Genomic DNA, 22761 nt, shown 5'->3' on the forward strand with positions numbered 1-22761 from the left:
GCCGTCATCCTGTCACGGGCGCAGGGGGTCGAGGGCGGTTCACAGCACCGGCCATGCGACCGGTGCGCGGTCGTCGGATGCCAGGAGCCCGGCGACCCAGCCGTCATCCCGCCCGCGCGGGCTCGTCAGCCCTTGGCGCAGCGTGCCCTCATAGCGGAAGCCGAGCGAGCGCGCCGTGCGGGCTGACGGGATGTTGCCCGCTACCGCGCGCCAGCTGAGCCGCGCGAGGCCCAGCTCGTCGAAGGCGAAGTCGATCACGGCCCGCGCGGCTTCGACCATGACTCCCTGCCCGCGGAACGCGGCGACGCCCCAGAACCCGATCTCCGCCTCTCCGCCATGCGGGTGATCGGTGATCCGGTGCAGGCCGATCATTCCGGCCAGCACGCCGTCCTTGCGGATCGCCCACACGGTCTCCGCGCGATCCGCCCACCACGCCGCCACGAGCTCGACGAAGTCGGTCGCGTGCTGCCGGGTGTACGGACTGGGCACCGTGGTCCAGCGGGGCACCTCCGGGTCCTGACAGGCGGCGGTGATCGCGTCGATGTCCGCTTCGGTCGGGATGCTGAGCACGAGCCGCTGGGTGCGCAGGGAGACGGGTTCCATCCGGCAACGTTATCCGCACGGCGAGGCGTCGATATCCTGGAACGCGGTGCGCCGGATGTCAGGCGCCAGAAGGAGGCGGACGTGGCGGTGCAGCACACATCGCCGCGCGGCGTGCTCGCGTCGGTGCTCGCCTCGGTGCTGTTCGGGGTCATCTTCCTGCTCGCGGGGGTGCTGAGCTCGTCCGCCGAGGTCGTCTTCGCCTGGCGGATCCTCGTGACCTTCGCCTGCTATGGGCTCGCCCTGCTGCATCCGCTCGCCCGCGAGCAGCTGAGTCTGCTGGGCCGACGGCTGCGTGCGCGCTGGTGGATGCCGTTGCTGCTGATCGGCCTCGCGGCGATCATCGGCTTCCAGCTCTGGCTCTTCATGTGGGCGCCCATGCATGGGCATGCCCTCGACACCTCTCTCGGGTACCTGCTGCTGCCGATCTGCCTCGTGCTCGGCGGACGCTTCCTGCTGGGCGCGCGGGTGAGCCGGATGCAGTGGCTCGTGGTCGCGCTCGCGGCGGTCGCCGTCGCGGTGAAGGTCGCCGCCACCCCGCAGCTGTCGTGGGTGACGCTCGCGATCTGCCTGCCGTACACCGTCTACTTCGTGGTGCGCCAGCGCTTCGGTCTCGACGGGCCGATCGTGTTCGGCGCCGAATCGCTGCTGATGGTGCCGCTGGCGGTGATCTTCCTCGTCACCGCGACGCCCGGCGTGATCTCGGCCGCCGAGCTGTCGGGCCTGGTCGGCATCGGACTGGCCAGCGCGGCGGCGATGTCGCTGTATCTCGCCGCGGCGACGCTGCTGCCGCTGCCGGTCTTCGGACTGCTCAGCTACGTCGAGCCCGTGCTGCTGGTGGGCGTCGCGCTGCTGCTGGGCGAGCGGATGCAGGGTGCGGATGCCCTCGTCTACGTCATCCTCGCCGTCGCCCTCGCGGTGCTGGCGGTCGAGGGCTTCCGCGGCACGCGGCGCAGCCGTCGAGGGCGCGCCGACCTGCCGCTGCCGAGCGATCCCGGTGCGCCCGGCGTCGGCGAGCCCGACACTGACCGTCGCGACTAGAATCGTCCGGTGACTGTTCCGGGGATTCTGCGCGCCTTGGAAGAGGCGAACCTGTACCGCGACGCCCTCACCTGGGCGCAGACCGACGCTGAGATCTCGGCGGTCGACGGGCTCGACGCCCCCATCATCGCGGGGCTGCTGCGCAAGCGCGCATCGACCGGCAGACCGGCATCCGCCCTCGTCGTCACCCCCACCGGCCGTCGGGCCGAATCGGTCGCGGCGGCGCTCGCCGCCTATCTCGACGACGCCGAGATCCTCACCTTCCCCGCGTGGGAGACCCTGCCGCACGAGCGGCTGAGTCCCAGCCCCGATACGGTCGGCAGGCGGCTGGACACACTGCGCCGCATCGTGACCTGGACGGGCGAGAAGCCGCTCGTCGTCATCGCCTCGGTGCGCGCCGCCCTGCAGCCGCTGGCCGCCAACCTGGGCGACGCGGCGCCGCTCGAGCTGCGCGTCGGCGGGCGGGGCATCGAGCTCGAGGACGCGGTCGAGCAGCTCGTCGAGCGCGCCTACTCCCGCGTCGACATGGTCTCGCGTCGCGGTGAGTTCGCGGTGCGCGGCGGCATCCTCGACGTCTTCCCGCCCACCGCCGACCACCCGCTGCGGGTGGAGTTCTTCGGCGACGAGGTCGACCAGATCCGCGCCTTCTCGGTCGCCGATCAGCGCTCCCTGCCCGGAGAAGTCGAGTCCGTCTCCCTGGCGGCGAGTCGAGAGCTGCTGCTCACCGCCGAGGTCCGCGAGCGCGCGGGTGAGCTGGTGGGCCGCTTCCCGGCGATGTCGGCGATGCTCGAGAAGATGTCTCAGGGCATCCCTGTCGAGGGCATGGAATCGCTGCTGCCGGTCGTGGCCGGCCCTCTGGTGACGCTCGCCGAGTACCTGCCCGAGGGCTCGGCGGCAGCGGTCGTCGATCCCGAGCGCGCCAGCTCGCGCGCGCAGAACCTCGGCGAGACGAACCGCGAGTTCCTCGACGCGGCGTGGAGCGCGGCGACCTCCGGGGCATCCGCTCCGATCGACCTCGGCGCGGGCGACTTCCTCAGCCTCGCGCGCATGCGCGAGATCGTGCACGGGCGAGACGGCGTGTGGTGGCGTGTCACTCCGTTCGCGGTCGACGACGAAGCGGCCGAGAACCTCGACGCCTCGATCATCCCGTCGTTCCACGGAAACGTCGACGGCGCGATCGCGTTCGTCGAGGCGCGGCTCGGCGAGGGCTGGCGTGTCGTCGTCATCTCGTCGGGGCAGGGACTGGTCGAGCGGGCACGCGACGTGCTCAGCGACCGCGGCCTCGCCGCGCGCATCGTCGACCGCCTCATCGACGAGCCGGAGGGTGGGGTGGCGACGCTGGTCGCCGGGTCCGTCGAGTCGGGTTTCCAGGTGCCGGATGCCCGGATCGCGGTGCTCACCGACAACGAGTTCTACGGTCGCACCATCGGCGGCGACCAGCGCATGGTCAAGAAGCTCGCGTCGCGTCGCCGCAACGTCGTAGACCCGCTGCAGCTGAAGCAGGGCGACTTCGTCGTGCACTCCACGCACGGCATCGGGCGCTTCGTCGAGATGACCAAGCGCGAGGTGTCGTCGGGCGGGCGCAACGCGGTGAAGACCACCCGCGAGTACCTGGTGCTCGAGTACGCGCCTTCGAAGCGGGGGTACCCCGGCGACAAGCTCTTCGTGCCGACCGACCAGCTCGACATGCTCTCGAAGTACGTCGGCGGTGACGCCCCGACGCTGTCGAAGATGGGCGGCAGCGACTGGGCGGCGGCCAAGGGGAAGGCGCGCCGGGCCGTGCGCGACATCGCCGTAGAGCTCGTGAAGCTCTACTCTGCGCGGATGAGCTCGAAGGGTCACGCGTTCGGGCCGGACACGCCCTGGCAGCGCGAGTTGGAAGAGGCGTTCCCGTTCGCCGAGACCCCCGACCAGCTGCAGACGATCGAAGAGATCAAGGCCGACATGGAGCGCCCGATCCCGATGGACCGGCTGCTTTCCGGCGATGTCGGCTTCGGCAAGACCGAGGTCGCCGTGCGCGCCGCGTTCAAGGCGATCCAGGAGGGCAAGCAGGTCGCCATGCTCGTGCCGACGACGCTGCTCGTGAAGCAGCACCTCGAGACGTTCACCGAGCGGTTCGCCGGATTCCCTGTGAAGGTGCGGCCGCTGTCCCGGTTCCAGACCGACAAAGAGGCGCGGCTCACTCTGCAGGGCCTCGTCGACGGTTCGATCGACATGGTCATCGGCACGCACCGCATCCTCACCGACCAGGTCATCTTCAAGGACCTCGGCCTGATGATCATCGACGAGGAGCAGCGCTTCGGGGTCGAGCACAAGGACGCGCTGAAGAAGCTGAAGACGAACGTCGACATCCTCGCCATGAGCGCCACGCCCATCCCGCGCACTCTCGAGATGGCGGTCACGGGCATCCGGGAGATGTCGACTCTGCAGACGCCGCCGGAGGACAGGCATCCGATCCTGTCGTTCGTCGGTCCGCGCAGTGACAAGCAGATCGCCGCGGCGATCCGCCGCGAGATCCTGCGTGAGGGGCAGGTGTTCTTCGTGCACAACCGCGTGCAGTCGATCCAGCGCGTCGCGTCCGAGCTCGCCGAGCTCGTGCCCGAGGCGCGCATCGCCGTGGCGCACGGCAAGATGGGCGAGCACCAGCTCGAGCAGGTCGTCGACGACTTCTGGGAGCGCAAGTACGACGTGCTCGTCTCGACGACCATCATCGAGACCGGGCTCGACATCTCGAACGCCAACACGATCATCATCGATCGCGCCGACAAGTACGGCCTGTCGCAGCTGCACCAGCTGCGCGGGCGCGTCGGTCGCGGCCGCGAACGGGCGTACGCCTACTTCCTCTACGACGACATGAAGCCGCTCAGCGAGACCGCCGCCGACCGGCTGCAGACCATCGCCGTGAACAACGACCTCGGCTCGGGCATGCAGGTGGCGCTGAAGGATCTCGAGCTGCGCGGCGCGGGCAATCTGCTCGGCGCCGAGCAGGCCGGTCACATCGCCGGGGTCGGCTTCGACCTCTATCTGCGCATGATCGGCGAGGCCGTGGCGACCTTCCGCGGCGAGGACACGAACTCCGAGGTCGAGCTGCGCCTCGAGCTTCCGGTGGATGCCCGCATCCCCGAGCACTACATCGACAGCGAGCGGTTGCGGCTGGAGGCCTACCAGAAGCTGTCGTCGGCGGCGACCGTGTCGGCCGCGGACGACGCGATCGACCTCGTGGTCGAGGAGCTCGTCGACCGCTATGGCGCGTTCCCCGACGAGGTGACCACGCTGGTGAAGGTGGCGCGTCTGCGCCGACGCGCCGCGCGGGCGGGGCTGTCGGACGTCGTCGCGATGGGCTCGAACCTGCGCATCGCTCCCGCCCGGTTCGAGGATTCGATGAAGGTGCGCCTGCAGCGGCTGTATCCGAAGGCGAAGCTGGTCGGCGGGGGAGAGGCGCTGGTCGTGCCGATGCCCACCGACTCCGATCTCATCGAATGGGTCGGCAACCTCTTCACCGCGATGTTCCCCGAGCCGGCGAAGGCGGAGACCGAGGCTGCGGGCGTCTGATCCGCGGGTAGGTTCGAGGCATGGCGGCACTCGATCGGACACTCGAACAGCCAGGGGCGCGCCTGCGGTTCCACGATACGGGCGGGACGGGCGTGCCGGTGGTGCTCACCCACGGCGCCGGCATGGATCACACATCGTTCCTGCCGCAGGCCGAGGCGATCCGGAATGCCGGTGACCGGGTGATCCTGTGGGACATGCGCGGCCACGGCGAGTCAGCCCTCGCGCCCGGCACACGCTTCAGCGCGACCGACGCGCTCGACGACCTCGCGGCGCTGCTCGACGCCTGCGGCGTCGACCGGGCGATTCTGATCGGGCACTCACTGGGCGGAAATCTCGCTCAAGAGTTCGCGAAGCGGCATCCGGATCGGGTCGCGGGTCTCGTCGTCATCGGCTCCACATGGAACGCCGGACCGCTGAGCGCCATGGAGCGGTTCGGGCTGCGCCTCGCGGCGCCGACGCTGGCCGTGATCCCGGCCTCTCGGCTGCCGCGCATGATGGCGCAGGCCTCGGCCGTGCATGCGGAGGTGGTCGACGGGATCGAGCGGGTCTTCGCGCGGATGCCGAAGCGGATGTTCATCGATGTCTGGCGAGCCACCGTCTCGTTCGTGGATCCGGATGCCGGATACCGCACCCCTGTGCCGCTGGGCCTCATCCGCGGTGCAGCCGATCGCACGGGCAACATCGCCACGGCGATGCCGCGCTGGGCCGCGCACAAGGGCGTGCGGGAGCATGCCATCCGCGGGGCCGGGCATGTGGTGATGCTCGATGCCCCTCAGCCGACGAGCGATGCGCTGCTCGCGGTGCTCGAGGGCATGCGGTGCTGACCCCCGGTGCGCTTCGCCCGGCTATGCGCACGCGGTGCGGAGGATTCCTCGGCTCCGGTGCGCGCGAAGCGTACGCGCGGGCCGGTCTGCAGGGCGGAGGCGTCGCGCCCACTTCTACCTCTTGTAGAATTTTGGGGTGAGCGCAGACCGAGACCCCTGGGTGCTGGAGGCGTCGCGCCCGCAGCAGCCGTCGCGACGCCCCGACCTGTCGTCGGTGCCGAAGCGGGCGCTGTATGCGCTCGGGCTGCTCGCAGCCGGGCGCGCACTCGGCCTCGTGCTCATCGCCGAGGCGGTCGCGCGCGGAATCGCCGGGCTGGCGGCATCCGGTCTCATCCCCGAGGCCACCCGCGCCATCCTCATCCTCGGTGTGGCGGGAGCGCTGCTGCGGGCCGGAGCGGAATGGGGCACCTCCGTCGTCTCGCGCCGCGTCGCCACCGACGTCAAACGCGACCTGCGCACGCGGCTGTGGCAGCGCATCGCCGACGGCGATCGTGCCGGTGGCGGCACCGCCGTGCTCGCCGCCGACGGGCTCGACGACCTCGACGACTACTTCATCCAATCGCTGCCCTCCCTCATCGGTGCGGCGATCATCCCGCTGCTGGTCGGGCTGCGCATCCTCGGTGCCGACTGGCTCAGCGCCCTCATCATCGTGATCACCGTCCCGCTCGTGCCGCTGTTCATGATCCTGATCGGCAAGCACACCCAGCAGCGCACAGACGCGGCGCTCAGCGCGCTCACCCGCCTTGCCGACCACCTCACCGAGCTCGCGCGCGGCCTGCCCGTGCTCGTGGGTCTCGGCCGGGTCGACGAGCAGACACGGGCGCTTGACGGCATCCAGCGCCGCTACCGCCAGCGCACCGAGGAGACGCTGCGCTGGGCCTTCCTGTCGGCCCTGGCCCTCGAGCTCATCGCCACCATCTCGGTCGCGGTCGTCGCCGTGTTCCTCGGTCTGCGACTGCTGAACGGCACCATGGCGCTCGAGCCCGCCCTCATCGCGCTGATCCTCGCACCGGAGTGCTTCACCGCCCTGCGCGATGTCGGCACGGCCTTCCACGCCTCGCAGGACGGACTCTCCGCGCTCGAGCGGGCGAAGGCGATGCTCGGCGCCCCGTCCCGCCGCGACCCGCGCCTCGACCCGGCCGGTCCGGTTCGCGTCGACGCGCTGACGGTCACCTATCCCGGTCGGCAGGCACCCGCGCTGTGCGCGGTGACGGCCGAGATCTCGGGAGTGACCGCGATCACCGGCCCGAGCGGCGCGGGCAAGTCGACGCTGCTCGGTGCGCTCGCGGGTGCGCTTCCCGCCGAGGCGGCGGTCTCGGGTGCGGTGCGCGGAGTGGATCCGGATGCCGTGGCCTGGGCGCCACAGGCGCTTGGGGCCTTCGCCGCGACACCGCGCGAGGAGCTCGCGCTGTACGGCGCCGGGCCCGCCGCGCTCGACGAGCTGGGCCTGGAGCGCCTGGCGGATGCGGCGGTCGCCGAGCTCAGCCCGGGCGAACAGCGCCGGCTGGCGGTGGCGCGGGCTCTCGCGCGAGTGGATGCCGGCGCCCGCCTGCTCGTTCTCGACGAGCCGACCGCGCACCTCGACCCCGTCGCGGCTGAGCTCGTGCGCGCGGCCGTGCGACGCCGCGCCGGGCAGTGCACGGTCGTGCTCGCCAGTCACGAGCCCGAGACCCTGGCGCTCGCCGACCGTTTCGTGTCCGTGGCCGAACAGGTGGCTGAGGACGCCGGCGGCGGCGCCTGTGCACACGAGCATCCGGCATCTGACGAACGGCTCGAGCCGCGGCAGCCGTCTGAATCGCCTTCCCCCTCCGGTGCTGAGCCGACCGGGCGGCGAACCCTCACCCTCGCCTCTCTGCTGCGCCCGCACGCCTGGCTGTGGGCGGCGTCGATGGCGCTCTCCGCGCTCGCCGCCGGGCTCGCCGTGGCGCTCACCGCCGTCTCGGGGTGGCTGATCGTGCGCGCCAGCGTCGAGGAGTACATCATGTACCTGCTCGTGGCCATCGTCGGCGTGCGCGCGTTCGGCATCGGCCGCGCGGTCGGGCGATACGCCGATCGACTGGTCACGCACCGCGCCACGTTCCTCGTGGTCGACGCGTTGCGCCTGCGACTCTGGCGCGCGATCGCGGCCCGAGGCGCCGGATCCCGCCGCCTGCTCGAGGGCGGCGCGCCGCTCGACTACCTCGTCACGCTCACCGACGATCTGCGCGATCAGCTGCCGCGCGTCGTCCCGCCCCTCGGCGGCGGCCTGCTCGTGCTCGCGGGCACCGTCGTCACGGCCGCGTTCGTCACCCCGCACCTCACCGTGCTGGTCGCCGCGGTGCTGATCGTCGCCGTCGTCCTCGCCTCGTCGCTCGCCCTGCTCAGCGAACGAGGCGCCTCCGCCGATCGCGTCGCAGCACGCTCGGCCATCGTGCGCTCCACCGCCGTCCTCGCCTCCACAGCCGACGATCTGCGTGGCAACGGAGTGGCCGACGGCGCTCTCCGGCAGCTCGACGCACACGCTCGGCGGCTCGCGTCGGCCGAGAGGCGCGCCGCATGGTCGGCAGGGCTCGGCGCTGCCGTCGTCACCATCGCGACCACGATGCTCGCCGTTCTCGTGCCGGTGCTCTCGTCCGAGCTGCCCGCCGAGTCGGCGTCGGTCGTCGCCCTGCTGTCGCTCGCCCTGCTCGAGCCGCTCGCCGCCTTCGTCGTCGCGATGCACCGCCTTCCGGCGCTGCAGAGCGTGCTGCGCCGCCTCGACGTGGTGCTGCGGCCCGCGCCCACGCCGCAGTGGGGGACGGCCGCGCCGGATGCCGTCACTCGCCTCGCCCTCGAAGCGGTGACAGTGCGCTACCCGGGCGCAGCGGCTCCCGCCGTGTCGGACGTCTCCGCCGAGGTCGCTCGCGGCAGCTGGCTCGTGCTGGACGGGCCGTCCGGTTCGGGCAAGTCGACGCTGCTCTCGGCCGTGATGGGCGCTCTGCCCGTGGCATCCGGAGCGATCACCGCCGACGGGCGACCGATCACCGCTTTCGACGAGCGCTGCTGGCGCGACAGGGTCGCCTGGTGCCCGCAGGATGCGTACGTCTTCGATTCGACGCTGCGCGGCAACCTGCTTCTCGCGCGCGATCGCGACGACGCACCAGACGATGATGCGCTGCGCGACGTGCTCAGGCAGGCGGGTCTCACGGGCCTGCTCGACACGCTCGACGACGATCTCGACGCGCGTGTGGGCCCGGGCGGTTCAGCCCTGTCGGGAGGAGAGCGTCAGCGGCTCGCCGTCGCGCGGGCCCTGCTCACCCGCGCCGAGATCCTCCTGCTCGACGAGCCGACCGCGCATCTCGATCGGCCGACCGCCGCGGCGATGATGGCTGATGTGCGCCGCGCCACCGACGACCGGATCGTCATGCTCGTCTCGCACCGGAGCGCTGACCGGCATGACGGTGACGCGGTCGTGCGACTCGGGGCCCGCGCCGTGCCCGTCGGGTGAGCCGCGGCCTCACCGGATGATGGGGCGCCCGTGCAGCGTGCGTCGCTCGCCCTGCTCGCCCTTGCTCGCCCTTGCGCTGCCCGCGCGCACTCGTCGGGTGCAGGAGAACACGCGGAGGCAGGCTCGATTCGGCGGATTTCTCCTGTGCTCGCGTGTTCGCCTGCGCTCGCGAGGCGCGGCGAGCCGCGTGGCCGCCCCGAGACGTGCGTCAGTCTGCGAGCCGGCGGAACCTGTCGCTCACCCGCATCGACCCCGACACGGGATGATCGGCCCCGGGCACTCCGCTCGCGCCCACCTGCAGGATCGCCCGGGCCAGCACCTCGTCGCGTACCTCACGACGCGCGTGGTCATCGGCGAGCATCTCGACGAGGGCGGCGACCTCGACCTCGGCTCGAGCGGCGATGGGGAACCACGGCAGCGCCGAGCGCCAGGCGCGGAACGCGAGCAGCAGCAGATCATGTCGCTGCTCGACGTGCGCCCGCTCGTGAGCGATCACCGCGACCAGCTCGTCCGGATCGAGCCGGTCGAGCAGCCCCTGCGAGAGCACCGTCACCGACCGGGGCCCGTTCGGCAGGCAGTACGCCATGGGCACCGCGTCGTCGATCACCCGCGTACGCGCGCGGGTGGGATGGGGTGAGGTCAGCATCTCGAGCAGAGCGAGATGGCGGCGCCGCTGCTTCGTGACCTGCACGATCGTCGCGCCGAGGTGGGTGAGCAGATAGACGGTGAACAGCACGGCGGGCACCGGCGCGAGCCACGGATGCCCGGGCAGAGCCGCGTAGCCGGCCAGAGCCAGCGCGCCGATCATCGAGAGTCCTCCGGCCAGGCCGATCGCCTGCCACAGCAGCAGCGCCATCACCGGCGCGCGCATCGGCCACGACGCGCGCGACAGGGCGACCGGCACCGGCCACGCGAGAGCGATCGAGATCAGGCCCAGCGCGACCGCGCCGAAGATGACCACCCCGTGCGGGATGACCAGCGCGCCGCTCTGCGCGGCGTCTGTCGCGACCGTCAGCATGGCGACGCGTCAGCCCGAGCGGCCGAGCAGCTGACGCAGCACGGCGGCATCCTCGGGGGACACCCCGCCGACGAAGCGCTCGAGCACGGCGGTGCGGTCGCCGGCGTCGCCCAGCACCGAGTGCATGAGCTCGGCAACGTGATCCGCGCGGGAGGCCACGGCGGTGTAGCGGTGCGGGCGGGCCGAGCGGTCCGACGCGACGAAGCCCTTCTTCTCCAGACGAGACAGCACGGTCAGCAGGGTGGTCACGGCCAGCGAGCGGCCCTCGGCCTGCAGCCTGCTCTGCACGTCGTACGCGCTCATTGCCGCGTCCGACTCCCAGATGGCGTCCATCACGGCCCGTTCGAGCTCTCCGAGCGTTCCCATCAGCGCATCCCTCCCTTGCCGCATTTTGTCCGGCCCCACGATTCTACTCCTTGTCGAATTTGTTCTATCGTGTGTCGAAGAAGTTCTACGAGGCGTAGAATAGTCGTGGCGGAATCGACCGCCATCCTTCGCGAACGGAGAAACCGCGTGGACGTTCTCGACATCGCCCGCTGGCAGTTCGGCATCACGACCGTCTATCACTTCCTGATGGTGCCGCTGACGCTCGGCCTCGGCATGATGGTCGCGATCATGCAGACCCGCTGGGTGCGCACAGGAGACGAGAAGTTCCTGCGCATGACGAAGTTCTGGGGCAAGGTCTACTTGATCAACTTCATCGTCGGCGTCGCGACCGGTCTCGTGCAGGAGTTCCAGTTCGGCATGGCGTGGAGCGAGTACTCCCGCTTCGTCGGCGACGTCTTCGGCGCCCCGCTCGCCATGGAGGGGCTGCTCGCCTTCTTCGTCGAGTCGACCTTCCTCGGCATCTGGATCTTCGGCTGGGGTCGCCTGCGCAAGGGGCTGCACCTCGCCGCGCTGTGGTGCGCCGTCGTCGGCTCGTGGATCTCGGCGTTCTTCATCATCGTCGCGAACTCCTGGATGCAGCACCCGGTCGGCGTCGAGCTCGGCGCCGACGGACGCCCGGTGATGACCGACGTGTGGGCCGTGCTCACCAACAACACCGCGATCGCCGCGTACACGCACACGATCTTCGGCGCCCTCGTCGTCGCCGGCATGTTCCTGCTCGGCATCTCCTGGTACCACCTGTGGCGGCGCCGCCACGACGGCATCGACTCGGTCGACGAGACCGGTCGCGTGATCGTCGGGCAGGCGGATGCCGTGGCGGGGCGCGACAAGAAGGACCACGGCGTGTGGATCTGGTCGCTGCGCTTCGGCGCGGTCGTGGCGATCGCCGGATTCCTCGGCACCGTGGCATCCGGAGACATCCAGGGCAAGCTCATGTACGAGCAGCAGCCGATGAAGATGGCGGCTGCGGAAGCCGCCTGCCACACCGGCTCGGCGTTCTCGGTGCTCTCCCTCGGCGACCCGGGATCGAAGGACTGCTCCGATGTCGTCACGCTCATAGAGATCCCCGGTGTGCTGGGCTTCCTCGGCACGGGGGAGTGGGGTGCCGAGATGCCCGGGATCAACGACCTCGAGCCGCAGTACGTCGACCAGTACGGCAAGACGATCCCCGATGATGCGCTCTACGGCGACATGGCCGGCACCGACGTGCAGTACGTGCCCGTGATGTGGGTCACCTACTGGGGCTTCCGGCTCATGATCGGCCTGGGCGGAGTGGTCGCCTTCGGCGGCGTGGTCGCCCTGTGGCTGACCCGCAAGGGCACGGTGCCCCGCTCGCCGTGGATCATGCGCCTCGCGCTGCTCGGCATCGTCGCGCCGTTCGCGGCGAACATCGCCGGCTGGATCTTCACCGAGCTGGGCCGTCAGCCCTTCGTCGTCGCGCCGAACCCCGACGCGACCGGCGTCGACGGGGTGTTCATGTTCACGGCGGCGGCCGTCTCGCCCGGCGTCACCGCAGGGGAGCTGCTGTTCTCAGTGATCACCCTCAGCGCCGTGTACGGCGTGATGCTCGCGATCGAGCTCTACCTGATGGTGAAGTACGTCCGCGGCGGCGTGGCCGCCTCCATGCCCGAGCTCGCCGCAGCCGGGCATCCGGATGACGACGATGACCGACCCGATCCCGACCGACGCGACGACGTGCTCGCCTTCGCATACTGACCGGCCCGAGAGGAACTGAGGAAATGGAACCGCTTCCCGTCGTCTGGTTCATCGCGATCGCGGTGCTGTGGATCGGCTACCTGCTGCTCGAGGGCTTCGACCTCGGCGTGGGCATGCACATGATCTTCTCCACCCGTTCCGAACGCGACCGTCGTGTGATGCTCAACACCATCGGCCCGGTCTGGGACGGCAACGAGGTGTGGCTGATCACCGCGGGGGCCGCGATGTTCGCCGCGTTCCCCGCCTGGTACGCCTCCCTCTTCTCGACCCTGTACGTGCCGCTGACCATCACCCTGGTCGGTCTCATCGTGCGAGCGGTCGGCATCGAGTACCGCGGCAAGGTGCACACCGAGCGCTGGCGCACGGTCTGGACCTGGATGATCGGACTCGGCTCGCTCATCGTCGCGTTCTGCATCGGTGCTGCGCTCGCCCTGACCTCGACGGGCCTGCCCATCGACGCCAACGGCGACCGCGTCGGCGGGCCGTTCGTCTGGCTGACGGTTCCCGCCGTGCTCGGCGGGCTCGCGGTGGTCGGCTTCGCGCTGCTGCACTCGGCGACGTTCCTCGGCCTGAAGGCCGACGGGCCGGTGCGCGAGCGGGCGGGGCGGTTCGCGGCGCGCTGGGCGCCGCTGTGCATCGCGCCTGCTGCGGTATGGGCGATCTGGGTGCAGCTGGCGCACGGCGGCAACGTATTCGCCTGGACTCTCATCGTCTGCGCCGTGCTGGCCGCAGTGTTCGGCTGGCGGGCGGCGCAGGTGCGCCGCGAGGGCCGTGCGTTCATCGGCTTCGCCGGGTTCGGTCTGTTCGGCGCCGCGGCGATCTTCGCGGGCATGTTCCCGGTGCTGCTGCCGTCGACCGTGGATGCCGCGTTCGACCTCACCGTGTGGAACGCCGCCAACGGACCGTACACGCTAGGCGTGATGACGGTGGTGGCCGCCGTGTCGCTGCCCGTGATCCTGCTCTATCAGGCATGGAGCTACTGGATCTTCCGCAAGCGGGTGACTCCCGGCATGATCCCCGAGGTGCACATCGTGCTGCCGGCGGTGCTGCGCGCCCGCTGACGCGCAGGGCTAGTCTGGCCGCATGATGTACGAGCACCTCGGGGCTCGGCCCCGCATCCATGACACCGCCGTCGTGGCACCGACCGCCGTGATCTCGGGCGACGTGCAGATCGGCCCGAACTGCCAGGTGCTGCACGGCGCCGTCATCACCGCCGAGGGCGGGCCGATCACCCTCGGCGAGCACGTGATCGTGATGGAGAACGCGCTCATCCGGGCCACCGCGGCCGACGCGGTGCACATCGGCGATCACACCCTCGTCGGCACCCTGGCCAGCATCGCGGGTGCGACCATCGGCGAGGAGGTGTTCCTGGCATCCGGCGCCCGCATCTTCAACGGCGCGATCGTCGGCCCGCGCTGCGAGGTGCGCGTCAACGCGATCGTCCAGCGCCGCGCCGTGCTGCCCGAGGGCAGTGTCGTGCCGATCGGGTGGGTCGCCGTCGGCGATCCGGCGCGGCTGCTGTCGCCCGACCTGGCCGACGAGATCGCCGCCGCGATGCCCGCTCTCGACTTTCCCGGACACGTATTCGGCGTCGACCGCGACACCCCCGACCTGATGGTGCAGCTCACCGAGCGCTACGCGAGCTCGCTCGCCCGCCACGCCCACGACCGGCGGCTCTGACCCGCCTTCTCCCGCGAGAAGCCACCTTCCGCGTGAGAAACGCGCTCGCGCGTGGTTTCTCGTGCAGAAGGTGGTTTCTCAGCGAAGGGTCGCGGCGGGGCTGCGGTCAGATGACGCCCTGCGCGAGCATCGCGTCGGCGACGCGCTCGAAGCCCGCGATGTTCGCACCCGCGACGTAGTCGCCGGGGGTGCCGTAGCGCTCGGCGGCGCGGAACGAGGCATCGTGGATGTCGGCCATGATGTCGCGCAGCTTCTGCTCGCTGTTCGCGAAGTTCCAGCGCTGACGCGAGGCGTTCTGGCTCATCTCCAGAGCAGACGTCGCCACACCGCCGGCGTTCGCCGCCTTGCCCGGCGCGAAGAGCACCTCGGAGTCCTGGAACGCGCCGACGGCCTCGGGGGTCGACGGCATGTTCGCGCCCTCGGCGACGGCGCGCACACCGTTGGCGATGAGCATGCGGGCCGAATCCTCGTTCAGCTCGTTCTGCGTGGCCGAGGGCACGGCGATGTCGACCGGGATCTCCCACACGTTGCCGCCCTCGACGAAGCGAGCGCCGGGGCGACGGTTCGCGTACTCGACGATACGGCCGCGCTCGACCTCCTTGATCTGGCGCAGCAGAGCGAGGTCGATGCCGGCGTCGTCGACGATGTAGCCGGAGGAGTCGGATGCTGTGATCGCGCGCGCCCCGAGCTGGGTGGCCTTCTCGATCGCGTAGATCGCGACGTTGCCCGAGCCGGACACGGCCACGCGCTTGCCCTCGAGGCTCTCGCCGTGCACCGCGAGCATCTCCTGCACGAAGAACACCGCGCCGTAGCCGGTCGCCTCGGTGCGCACCTGGGCGCCGCCCCAGCCGATGCCCTTGCCGGTGAGGATGCCCGACTCGTGACGGTTGGTCATCTTGCGGTACATGCCGAACAGGTAGCCGATCTCACGGCCGCCGACGCCGATGTCGCCCGCGGGGACGTCGGTGTGCTCGCCGATGTGGCGGAACAGCTCGCTCATGAACGACTGGCAGAAGCGCATGACCTCGGCGTCGCTCTTGCCGTGCGGGTCGAAGTTCGAGCCGCCCTTGCCGCCGCCGATGCCCTGCCCGGTGAGCGCGTTCTTGAAGATCTGCTCGAAACCGAGGAACTTGATGATCGAGATGTTCACCGAGGGGTGGAAGCGCAGACCGCCCTTGTACGGGCCGAGAGCGGAGTTGTACTGCACGCGGTATCCGCGGTTGACCTGCAGCCTGCCGGCGTCGTCGGTCCACGGCACGCGGAAGATGACCTGGCGCTCGGGCTCGACGAGACGCTCGAGCACGCCCTGGTCGAGGTACTTGGGGTGGCGCTCGAGGACCGGTCCGATCGAGTGCAGCACCTCGTGCACCGCCTGGTGGAACTCCGGCTCATTCGGGTTGAGGCTGCGCACCGCGTCGAAGACGGGCTGGGCGGCATCGCTGAGCGGATGGAAGTCGGCAGTGTTCTCTGTCACGCGGGAAGCTTTCTGGTGGGGGATGGAAGGGCGCGATCGTATCGCGTGATGCTTCGCCGGATCAGGCAGGAGCCTTCACTTTAGCTGGCGACCAGCGCCGCCTCCGACGAGAAGTCGCAGGGGATGCTATCACCCGGTGTTCTGCAGGCCGGCCGCGACTCCGCTGACTGAAAGCAGCAGCAGACGCTGCAGATCGGGGTCGGTGTCGCCCTGGATGTCGGAGCGCAGCGCGCGCAGGGCACGCAGCTGCAGCAGCGACAGCGCGTCGACGTAGGGCGTGCGCAGCTGCACGGCGCGCTGCAGCACGGGCTTGTTGCCCAGCAGCTGCTCGCCGCCGGTGAGACGGATCACCCAGTCGCGGGTGAGGGCGAGCTCGTCGAGCACGATCTTCGCGAGGTCATCGCGGTCGCCGAGCGAGAGGTACTCGCGAGCGATGCGCTCGTCGGTCTTCGCCAGACTCATCGCGACGTTGTCGATCATGGTGCGCAGCAGCGGCCAGTCCCGGTACGCCTCGATCAGCCGTGCCTCGTCGCCCACGGCATCCAGCGCCGTCCCCAGCCCGAACCAGCCGGCGAGGTTGATCCGCGCCTGCGTCCACGCGAACACCCACGGGATCGCGCGCAGATCCTCGAGCGACTCCACCGACAGGCCGCGTCGGGCCGGGCGCGAGCCCAGCGCGAGCAGTCCGATCTCCTCCATCGGTGTGACGGTGGCGAACCAGGGCGCGAATCCGTCGGCGGCGACGAGCGAGAAGAACCGCTCGCGCGAGGCGGCATCCATCGTCCGGGCGACGTCGGCGAACCGCTCGGCGGCCCCGCTGGTGCGCTGCTCGACGGTGGGGGAGGAGGCGAGCAGCGTTGCCGCGGCCACCTGGTCGATGTGGCGCATCGCGATAGCCGGCTCGCCGTAGCGGGCGAAGATGACCTCGCCCTGCTCGGTGAGCTTGAAGCGACCGTCGACCGAGTGCGGCGGCTGCGCGAGGATGGCGGAGTTGGCGGGCCCGCCGCCGCGGCCGAGCGCACCGCCGCGGCCGTGGAACAGGGTGAGACGGATGCCCGACTCCTTCGCCCACAGGGCGATCTGCCGCTGAGCCTCGTAGAGCGCGAGGTTGGCGGCGACCGGGCCGACGTCCTTGGAGGAGTCGGAGTAGCCGAGCATGACCTCGAGCCGGTCGCCGGTCGCGTCGAGGCGGGCGCGGAACTCGGGGAACTGCACGACCTCGGCGAGGATCGCCGGGGCCGCCTGCAGGTCGGCGAAGGTCTCGAACAGCGGCACGACGTCGAGCACGGGCGCGTCCTCGCCGAGGGCGTATACCGCGAGGCGGTGCACGTTGGCGAGATCCTGCGCGGACTGCGTGAACGAGACCACGTAGCGGCCGGCGGCGCGCAGGCCGTAGCGGCGCTGGATGTCGGCGACCGCGCGGAAGACATCGAGCACCTCCTCGGTCTGTGCGCTGAGCTCGCCGCCGGCGTCGAGCTCGGCGAGAGCCTGCCGGTGCACCTTGGAGTGCTGACGCACCTCGAGCTCGGTGAGGTGGAACCCGTACGTCTCGACCTGCCAGATCACGTGCTGCATGCCGCCGAACGCGTGGCGGCGCGCCCCGGCATCCGCCAGCGACGACTGCACGGCGCGCAGGTCGGCGAGCAGCTCCTCGGGCGCGCGGTAGCCGCCGTCCTGCTCGGTGCGGGTGGCGTGCACGCGGTGCACGAGCGCGAGCATCACGCGGCGGTGCGGCTCAGACGGCGAGCGGGTCGCGATCTCTTCGGCGAGCTCCGGATGCTCGTCGGCGAAACGCTGCCAGATGGCGCTGACCTGCTCGCTGGGCGGGGTGTCGGCGGCGTCGAGGGTGAGCGTGCGGCCGATCCGATCGAGGGCGCGCTCGAGTCCGCGCAGCACGTGCTCCGACGCGATCTGCGCGGCCTCTCTGGTGACCGCCGCGGTGACGAACGGGTTGCCGTCGCGGTCGCCGCCGACCCACGAGCCGACCCGCACGAACGCCGGCACGACGGGCGCGCTCGCGCCGGACTCATCACCGCGCAGCGCGTCGTCGATACGGCGGTACACGTGCGGCACCGTGCTGAACAGGGTCTCGTCGAAGACTCCCATCACCGTGCGCACCTCGTCAGTGGGGGTGGGCTTCTGGGCACGCAGGGGAGCGGTGCGCCACAGCGTGTCGATCTCCTCGAGCATCCGGCGGCGGGCGCGCTGCTCGTCGGCGCCGCCTTCGCTCGCGGCATCGTGCTCGGTGAGCAGCTCGGACAGGCGCCGGATGCTGCCCGACACGGCACGGCGGCGCGCTTCGGTCGGGTGGGCGGTGAAGACGGGGTGGAAGCGCAGCTCGGCGAGACGCTCACGAGCGGCGTCCTCGCCGACCTCCTTCGTCAGCTGGGCGAACGCGGTCGCGACGGTGTCGGTCGCGCCCTCGCGGGGCTGGCCGGAGCGCTCGCGCAGGATGCGCACGCGCTGGTGCTCCTCGGCGAGGTTGACGAGATGGAAGTAGCAGGTGAAGGCGCGGGCGACCTCGTCGGCTCGCTCGATCGTGAAGGAGTCGGCGATCTCTGCGGCGCGATCGAAGGCCGCTCCGTCGCCGTCTGCATCGGATGCCTGGATCGTCGCGAGCCGCAGCCGCTCCACATCCTCGAAGAGGCCGGCGCTGCCCGACTCGCGCAGCACCTGCCCGAGCAGGGCGCCGAGCATCCTGACATCCGCGCGCATCGCGTCGGGAATGCCGTGGGAGGCTTCGAATCGGGTGATGACGCGGATGGCTTCGGTGTTCGTGGGCTCGAGCGACATGCTTCGAGCGTAATCCGCCCGAACGCGGCCGCTGTTCCCTGTGACAGAGTGGAGGGGATGCGAATCTCGGACAATCCCCTTCGCGGCCAGCAGTTCCCCGCAGCGCTTCTTCTCGCGGCCGCGGCGCTCGGCCTGCTGCTGGCGAACCTCGCCACCCACGACGGGATCGCCGACGTGCTGCATGCGCACATCGTCATCCCGGGCACCGGTCTCGACCTGTCGATCGAGGAGTGGGTGGCCGACGGGCTGCTCGCGATCTTCTTCCTCGTCGTCGCGATCGAGCTGCGGTACGAGCTCACGCACGGCGAGCTGGACTCGCCGCGCAAGGCCGTGCAGCCGGCGATCGCAGCCACGGGCGGCGTGATCGTGCCGATCGCGATCTACCTGCTGATCGCGGGCCCTGCGACCGGCGCGGGCACTGCTGTCGGCTGGCCGATCCCCACTGCGACCGACATCGCCTTCGCGCTCGGCGTGCTCGCGATGTTCGGCAAGGGCCTGCCGGCGGCGGTGCGCGTGTTCCTGCTCGCCCTCGCGATCCTCGACGACATCATCGGCATCATCTTCATCGCGGTCCTCTTCGCGCACGACGTGAACTGGCTGATGTTCGCGCTCGCCGTCGCATGCGTCGCGGTGTTCGCGGTGCTCAGCCGGGTCGTGGCGAAGAACGGCTCGTCCGGCATCGCCGTGCTGATGGGTGTGCTCGGCGTGATCGCCTGGGGGTTCATGGCGCTCTCCGGCATCCACGCGACGATCGCCGGCGTGATGCTGGGACTGGCGATGTCGCCCGCGCCGGCCGAGAAGACGAGGCACGCGCTCGAGCCGACCGTCAACGGCGTCATCCTCCCGGTCTTCGCCTTCGTCGCGGCGTTCGTCGTCATCCCGCAGGTGTCTCCCACCGAGCTCTCCCCGGCCTTCTGGGGCATTCTCATCGCGCTGCCGGTCGGCAAGATCATCGGCATCGGCATCTTCGGCTGGTTGAGCATGCAGCTGCGTCCGAAGGGCACCGAGCCGGCGCTGCGGCTGCCCGACATCCTCGCCGCGGGCACCCTCGGCGGCATCGGGTTCACCGTCTCGCTGCTGCTCGCGAACCTCGCCTTCGCCGATGATGGCGGGATCCGCGATCAGGCGATCCTCGGCGTGCTGGGTGGTTCGCTGATCGCGCTGGTGCTCTCGGCCATCGTCGTCACCGCGCGAGCGCGCTCGTACCGCCGTCTCGCCGCAGCGGTGGAGTGAGCCGATGACCGATCCGCTCAGCGAGCCCGATGGGCTGCGCGCCGCCGCCGAGACGATGCGTCAGGTGCGCGAGCGGTGCGTCTGGTCGCAGCGGATCACGCATCGCGACCTCGTCCCCTACCTCATCGAAGAGGCGCACGAACTCATCGACGCCGTCGAGCGCGACGACCGCGCCGAGATGCGCGAAGAGCTCGGCGACCTGCTGTGGCAGGTGCTGTTCCACGCGGCGATCGCCGCGCAGAACGCGTCGGAGCCGTTCGACATCGACGACGTGGCACGCGGACTGACCGAGAAGATGGTGCGGCGGCATCCGCACGTCTTCGCCGATGCGGTAGCGACCACGCCGGAGGAAGTGCTCGTGCACTGGAACGCGGCCAAGGCGGCCGAGAAGCGCGAGCGTCGCAGCGTGCTCGACGGCGTGCCGGCCGGGATGCCCGCACTCGCCCGCGCCCAGAAGGTGCTCGGGCGCGCCGCTCGCCTGACCCCTGCGCCTGCCTCATCCTGGGTCCCTGCCGCCTGTCCTGAGCCTGCCGAAGAACCTGCCACATCTTGGGTCCCTAAGCCTGTCGAAGGGCCTGTCGAAGGGCCTGCCACACCTTGGGTCCCTGAGCCTGCCGAAGGGCCCGCCCCATCCTGGGTCCCTGAGCCTGCCGAAGGGCCGGCATCCGAAGCCGAGCTGGGTGACGCTCTGCTCGCTCTCGTGGCGGTCGCGCGTGAACATGGCTGGGATGCCGAGCGCGCGCTGCGCGAGCGCCTGCGCCTGCTGGAGTCCGAGGTCCGCGCTGCCGAGCCCGGCGACTGACGTCGACTGCCCCACGTCGGCCGCGTGCCGCGTGCCGCGTGCCTCGCGTCGAGCCTGACGGGGAGCCAGAAGCCGGTTCCGGACGGCGAATGACCGGCGTTTGGCTCCTCGCCTGGCTGTGCATGGCGCGAGCCGGTGCTGTCCGGGAGCTGGATGTCGGTTTCGAGGCCGGGATGACCGGCATCTGGCTCCTCGCCGGGCGCTCAGCCCGCGGCGTGCTCACAAAGCCAGGTGATCCCTGAGCCAACTCCGGATCTGCAGGAAGGTCGCGTCGTCCACCCGACCGAGGTCACGGTGCAGTCGGTCGCGTGAGACGACGCGCAACTGCTCCGTCATCGCCCAGGACGGCACCGGAAGGCCGCTGACCGGAACATGATTCGGCCAGCGACGGTGCACAGATGTGATGGGCACGATGATGGCGAGCGTGTCGACCACCTGAAGGTAGCCAGCGCCGGCGACGACCACCGCGGGGCGACGGCCGGCCTGCTCGCGGTCCACCGTCGGGTCGGGGTTCATCCAGACGATGTCACGCGGTGCGAGCTCATGCTTCAGTGGCACGATCCCACCACTCGGTCTCCTCGCGGTAGCTCTGCCATTCCTCCGGAGTGGTCTTGGACATGGCCTCGCGCAGCTGCTCGAAGCGGTGAGCCCGCAGCTCCCGCTCCAGCAGCTTCTCCAGGTACGAACCGATGGTGCTGTTCTCGGCGCGAGCCTGTTCTTTGAGTCGATCCCGCAATTCGGTGGAGACCTTGATGGTCGTCACAGTCATACCTCGAGTATACCGATTCGCATACTCCTCAGACCTGGAAAGATGGACGGGTGGCAACCGTGAACCCGCCGCGCGGAATGCGCGACTTCCTCCCCGCTGACAAGGCCCGTCGTGAGCGCGTGCTCGCCGTCATCCGCGAGCGCTACCGCGCGCATGGCTTCGACGAGATCGAGACGCCCGTCGTCGAGGAGCACGGGCGCCTGCACGCCGGGATGGGCGGTGACAACGAGAAGCTGTCGTACAGCATCCTGCGCCGCGGCCTCGACGCCGACGGTATACGGGCCGCGGCCGACGACCCCGCCGCACTCAGCGATCTCGGTCTGCGCTACGACCTCACCGTGCCCCTCGCACGCTTCTACGCGACCAACCGCGGCCAGCTGCCGGCGGTCTTCCGCGCGATCCAGATCGGACCGGTCTGGCGGGCCGAGCGCCCGCAGAAGGGCCGCTACCGCCAGTTCGTGCAGTGCGACATCGACATCATCGGCGACGACTCCGCCCGTGCTGAGGCCGAGCTGATCGTGGCGTCCATCGACACCGTCGACGCACTCGGTCTTGAGGGCGGCATCGTGCGCGTGAACGACCGCCGCGCCCTGGATTGGATGCTCGACAGCTTCGGCTTCACCGAGGACGAGCGCCCCGGCGTGCTCATCACGATCGACAAGCTCGACAAGATCGGGCCCTCGGGTGTCGCCGCCGAGCTGCGCGAGCGGGGGGTCACTGCCGCGGCGGTCGATCAGTTCGAGGCGTTCCTGAGTCGTCCGCAGACCCTGGAGCACAACCCGTACGGCGAGCGACAGATCCGCAAGGCCCTGCCCGAGGGTGCCCCCGACGAGATCGTCGCGCACCTCGTCTCGCTCGGAGAGGCAGTCACCGCCGCGCGCCGTTCGACAGGCCCTTCGGCAAGCCCAGGACAGGTCGCAGAGACCGAGTTCGGGGGAGAGCCGCCCCTCGTCTACGATCCGTTCCTCGTGCGCGGCATGGGCTACTACACCGGCACGATCTTCGAGCTCGCCCACCCGTCGGTGGACTACTCGCTGGGCGGCGGCGGTCGCTACGACGGCATGATCGGCCGCTTCCTCGGCCAGCAGGTGCCGGCTGTGGGCTTCTCGATCGGCTTCGAGCGCATCGTCGATCTGGTCGCCGATGTCGAGGCCGAGGCGGCGCAGACCGTCGTGCTCGTGCACGACGCCGACGTGCCGGTGGCCGAGCTGCTGGCGCACAAGTCGGCGCTGCTGCGCGACGGCGTCGCACGCGTTCGCCTCGAGCGCCGACCCAAGAACATGAAGGCGCTGCTGGAGCGCGCGGCGGCCGACGGCTACACCGGATTCGCGGCACTGCGCTCCGGCGACACCGTCGGCTCGCTCGAGGTCAAGCCGCTGTCCTGAGTCCAGGCCTTCTGCGGGTGG

General features: G+C 70.5%; 17 protein-coding genes. 10 read left to right on the forward strand and 7 right to left on the reverse strand.

Annotation, left to right across the window (positions count from 1 at the left end):
* Positions 1-39 precede the first annotated feature (39 nt).
* Positions 40-603: a GNAT family N-acetyltransferase gene (locus tag V2S05_RS00410; protein ID WP_413633286.1), complete on the reverse strand. Its 564-nt coding sequence runs from the start codon at positions 601-603 to the stop codon at positions 40-42.
* A gap of 81 nt (positions 604-684) precedes the next feature.
* On the opposite strand from V2S05_RS00410, the gene rarD reads away from it, so the two are divergent.
* The 4 genes from rarD (at position 685) to cydC (ending at position 9483) form a co-directional block, all read left to right on the forward strand.
* The gene (gene rarD / locus V2S05_RS00415) at positions 685-1641 is read left to right on the forward strand and encodes an EamA family transporter RarD (RefSeq protein WP_413633288.1); all 957 of its coding nucleotides are present in this window, start codon (positions 685-687) and stop codon (positions 1639-1641) included.
* 9 nt (positions 1642-1650) lie between these two features.
* Positions 1651-5193 carry a transcription-repair coupling factor gene (mfd, locus tag V2S05_RS00420; protein WP_413633290.1) on the forward strand — a complete coding sequence of 1181 codons (3543 nt, stop codon included), beginning with the start codon at positions 1651-1653 and terminating at the stop codon, positions 5191-5193.
* A 20-nt stretch (positions 5194-5213) separates the two neighbouring features.
* On the forward strand, positions 5214-6017 hold the full coding sequence (locus V2S05_RS00425) for an alpha/beta fold hydrolase (RefSeq protein ID WP_413633292.1): 804 nt from the start codon (positions 5214-5216) through the stop codon (positions 6015-6017).
* A 136-nt stretch (positions 6018-6153) separates the two neighbouring features.
* Positions 6154-9483 (forward strand): thiol reductant ABC exporter subunit CydC, encoded by a 3330-nt coding sequence (gene cydC / locus V2S05_RS00430; protein ID WP_413633294.1) that lies wholly within the window; start codon positions 6154-6156, stop codon positions 9481-9483.
* A gap of 208 nt (positions 9484-9691) precedes the next feature.
* On the opposite strand, the gene V2S05_RS00435 is transcribed toward cydC, so the two are convergent.
* Together V2S05_RS00435 and V2S05_RS00440 are read right to left on the reverse strand one after the other, a co-directional pair.
* Complete coding sequence (locus V2S05_RS00435) at positions 9692-10501, reverse strand: M56 family metallopeptidase (protein WP_413633296.1); 810 nt, start codon at positions 10499-10501, stop codon at positions 9692-9694.
* A 9-nt stretch (positions 10502-10510) separates the two neighbouring features.
* A complete protein-coding gene (locus V2S05_RS00440) occupies positions 10511-10867 on the reverse strand; it encodes a BlaI/MecI/CopY family transcriptional regulator (protein ID WP_271638256.1) in 357 nt (118 codons plus the stop codon).
* A 147-nt stretch (positions 10868-11014) separates the two neighbouring features.
* Between V2S05_RS00440 and V2S05_RS00445 the strand changes: the two genes are divergently transcribed.
* The 3 genes from V2S05_RS00445 to V2S05_RS00455 are packed head-to-tail and all read left to right on the forward strand — an operon-like array spanning position 11015 to position 14284.
* On the forward strand, positions 11015-12604 hold the full coding sequence (locus V2S05_RS00445; protein ID WP_413633298.1) for a cytochrome ubiquinol oxidase subunit I: 1590 nt from the start codon (positions 11015-11017) through the stop codon (positions 12602-12604).
* 23 nt (positions 12605-12627) lie between these two features.
* Positions 12628-13665: a cytochrome d ubiquinol oxidase subunit II gene (gene cydB, locus V2S05_RS00450; protein WP_413633300.1), complete on the forward strand. Its 1038-nt coding sequence runs from the start codon at positions 12628-12630 to the stop codon at positions 13663-13665.
* 22 nt (positions 13666-13687) lie between these two features.
* Positions 13688-14284, forward strand: coding sequence for a gamma carbonic anhydrase family protein (locus V2S05_RS00455; protein ID WP_413633301.1), 597 nt, complete (start codon positions 13688-13690; stop codon positions 14282-14284).
* Between the two features lie 106 nt (positions 14285-14390).
* On the opposite strand, the gene gdhA is transcribed toward V2S05_RS00455, so the two are convergent.
* A complete protein-coding gene (gene gdhA / locus V2S05_RS00460) occupies positions 14391-15758 on the reverse strand; it encodes an NADP-specific glutamate dehydrogenase (protein WP_413633302.1) in 1368 nt (455 codons plus the stop codon).
* Between the two features lie 129 nt (positions 15759-15887).
* Positions 15888-18551: a phosphoenolpyruvate carboxylase gene (locus tag V2S05_RS00465; protein ID WP_413633303.1), complete on the reverse strand. Its 2664-nt coding sequence runs from the start codon at positions 18549-18551 to the stop codon at positions 15888-15890.
* 57 nt (positions 18552-18608) lie between these two features.
* On the opposite strand from V2S05_RS00465, the gene V2S05_RS00470 reads away from it, so the two are divergent.
* Both V2S05_RS00470 and V2S05_RS00475 read left to right on the forward strand, forming a co-directional pair.
* On the forward strand, positions 18609-19784 hold the full coding sequence (locus V2S05_RS00470; protein WP_413633304.1) for a Na+/H+ antiporter NhaA: 1176 nt from the start codon (positions 18609-18611) through the stop codon (positions 19782-19784).
* A 4-nt stretch (positions 19785-19788) separates the two neighbouring features.
* On the forward strand, positions 19789-20586 hold the full coding sequence (locus V2S05_RS00475; RefSeq protein ID WP_413633305.1) for a MazG nucleotide pyrophosphohydrolase domain-containing protein: 798 nt from the start codon (positions 19789-19791) through the stop codon (positions 20584-20586).
* Between the two features lie 219 nt (positions 20587-20805).
* On the opposite strand, the gene V2S05_RS00480 is transcribed toward V2S05_RS00475, so the two are convergent.
* Both V2S05_RS00480 and V2S05_RS00485 read right to left on the reverse strand, forming a co-directional pair.
* Complete coding sequence (locus tag V2S05_RS00480; RefSeq protein WP_413633306.1) at positions 20806-21144, reverse strand: type II toxin-antitoxin system PemK/MazF family toxin; 339 nt, start codon at positions 21142-21144, stop codon at positions 20806-20808.
* Positions 21128-21355, reverse strand: coding sequence for a hypothetical protein (locus tag V2S05_RS00485; RefSeq protein WP_271638248.1), 228 nt, complete (start codon positions 21353-21355; stop codon positions 21128-21130). The genes V2S05_RS00480 and V2S05_RS00485 overlap by 17 nt, the downstream gene beginning before the upstream one ends.
* Before the next feature lie 77 nt (positions 21356-21432).
* On the opposite strand from V2S05_RS00485, the gene V2S05_RS00490 reads away from it, so the two are divergent.
* Positions 21433-22740: a histidine--tRNA ligase gene (locus V2S05_RS00490; RefSeq protein ID WP_413635181.1), complete on the forward strand. Its 1308-nt coding sequence runs from the start codon at positions 21433-21435 to the stop codon at positions 22738-22740.
* Positions 22741-22761: the final 21 nt, after the last annotated feature.

Source organism: Microbacterium sp. OR16 (assembly GCF_047306725.1).
Classification (GTDB): domain Bacteria; phylum Actinomycetota; class Actinomycetes; order Actinomycetales; family Microbacteriaceae; genus Microbacterium.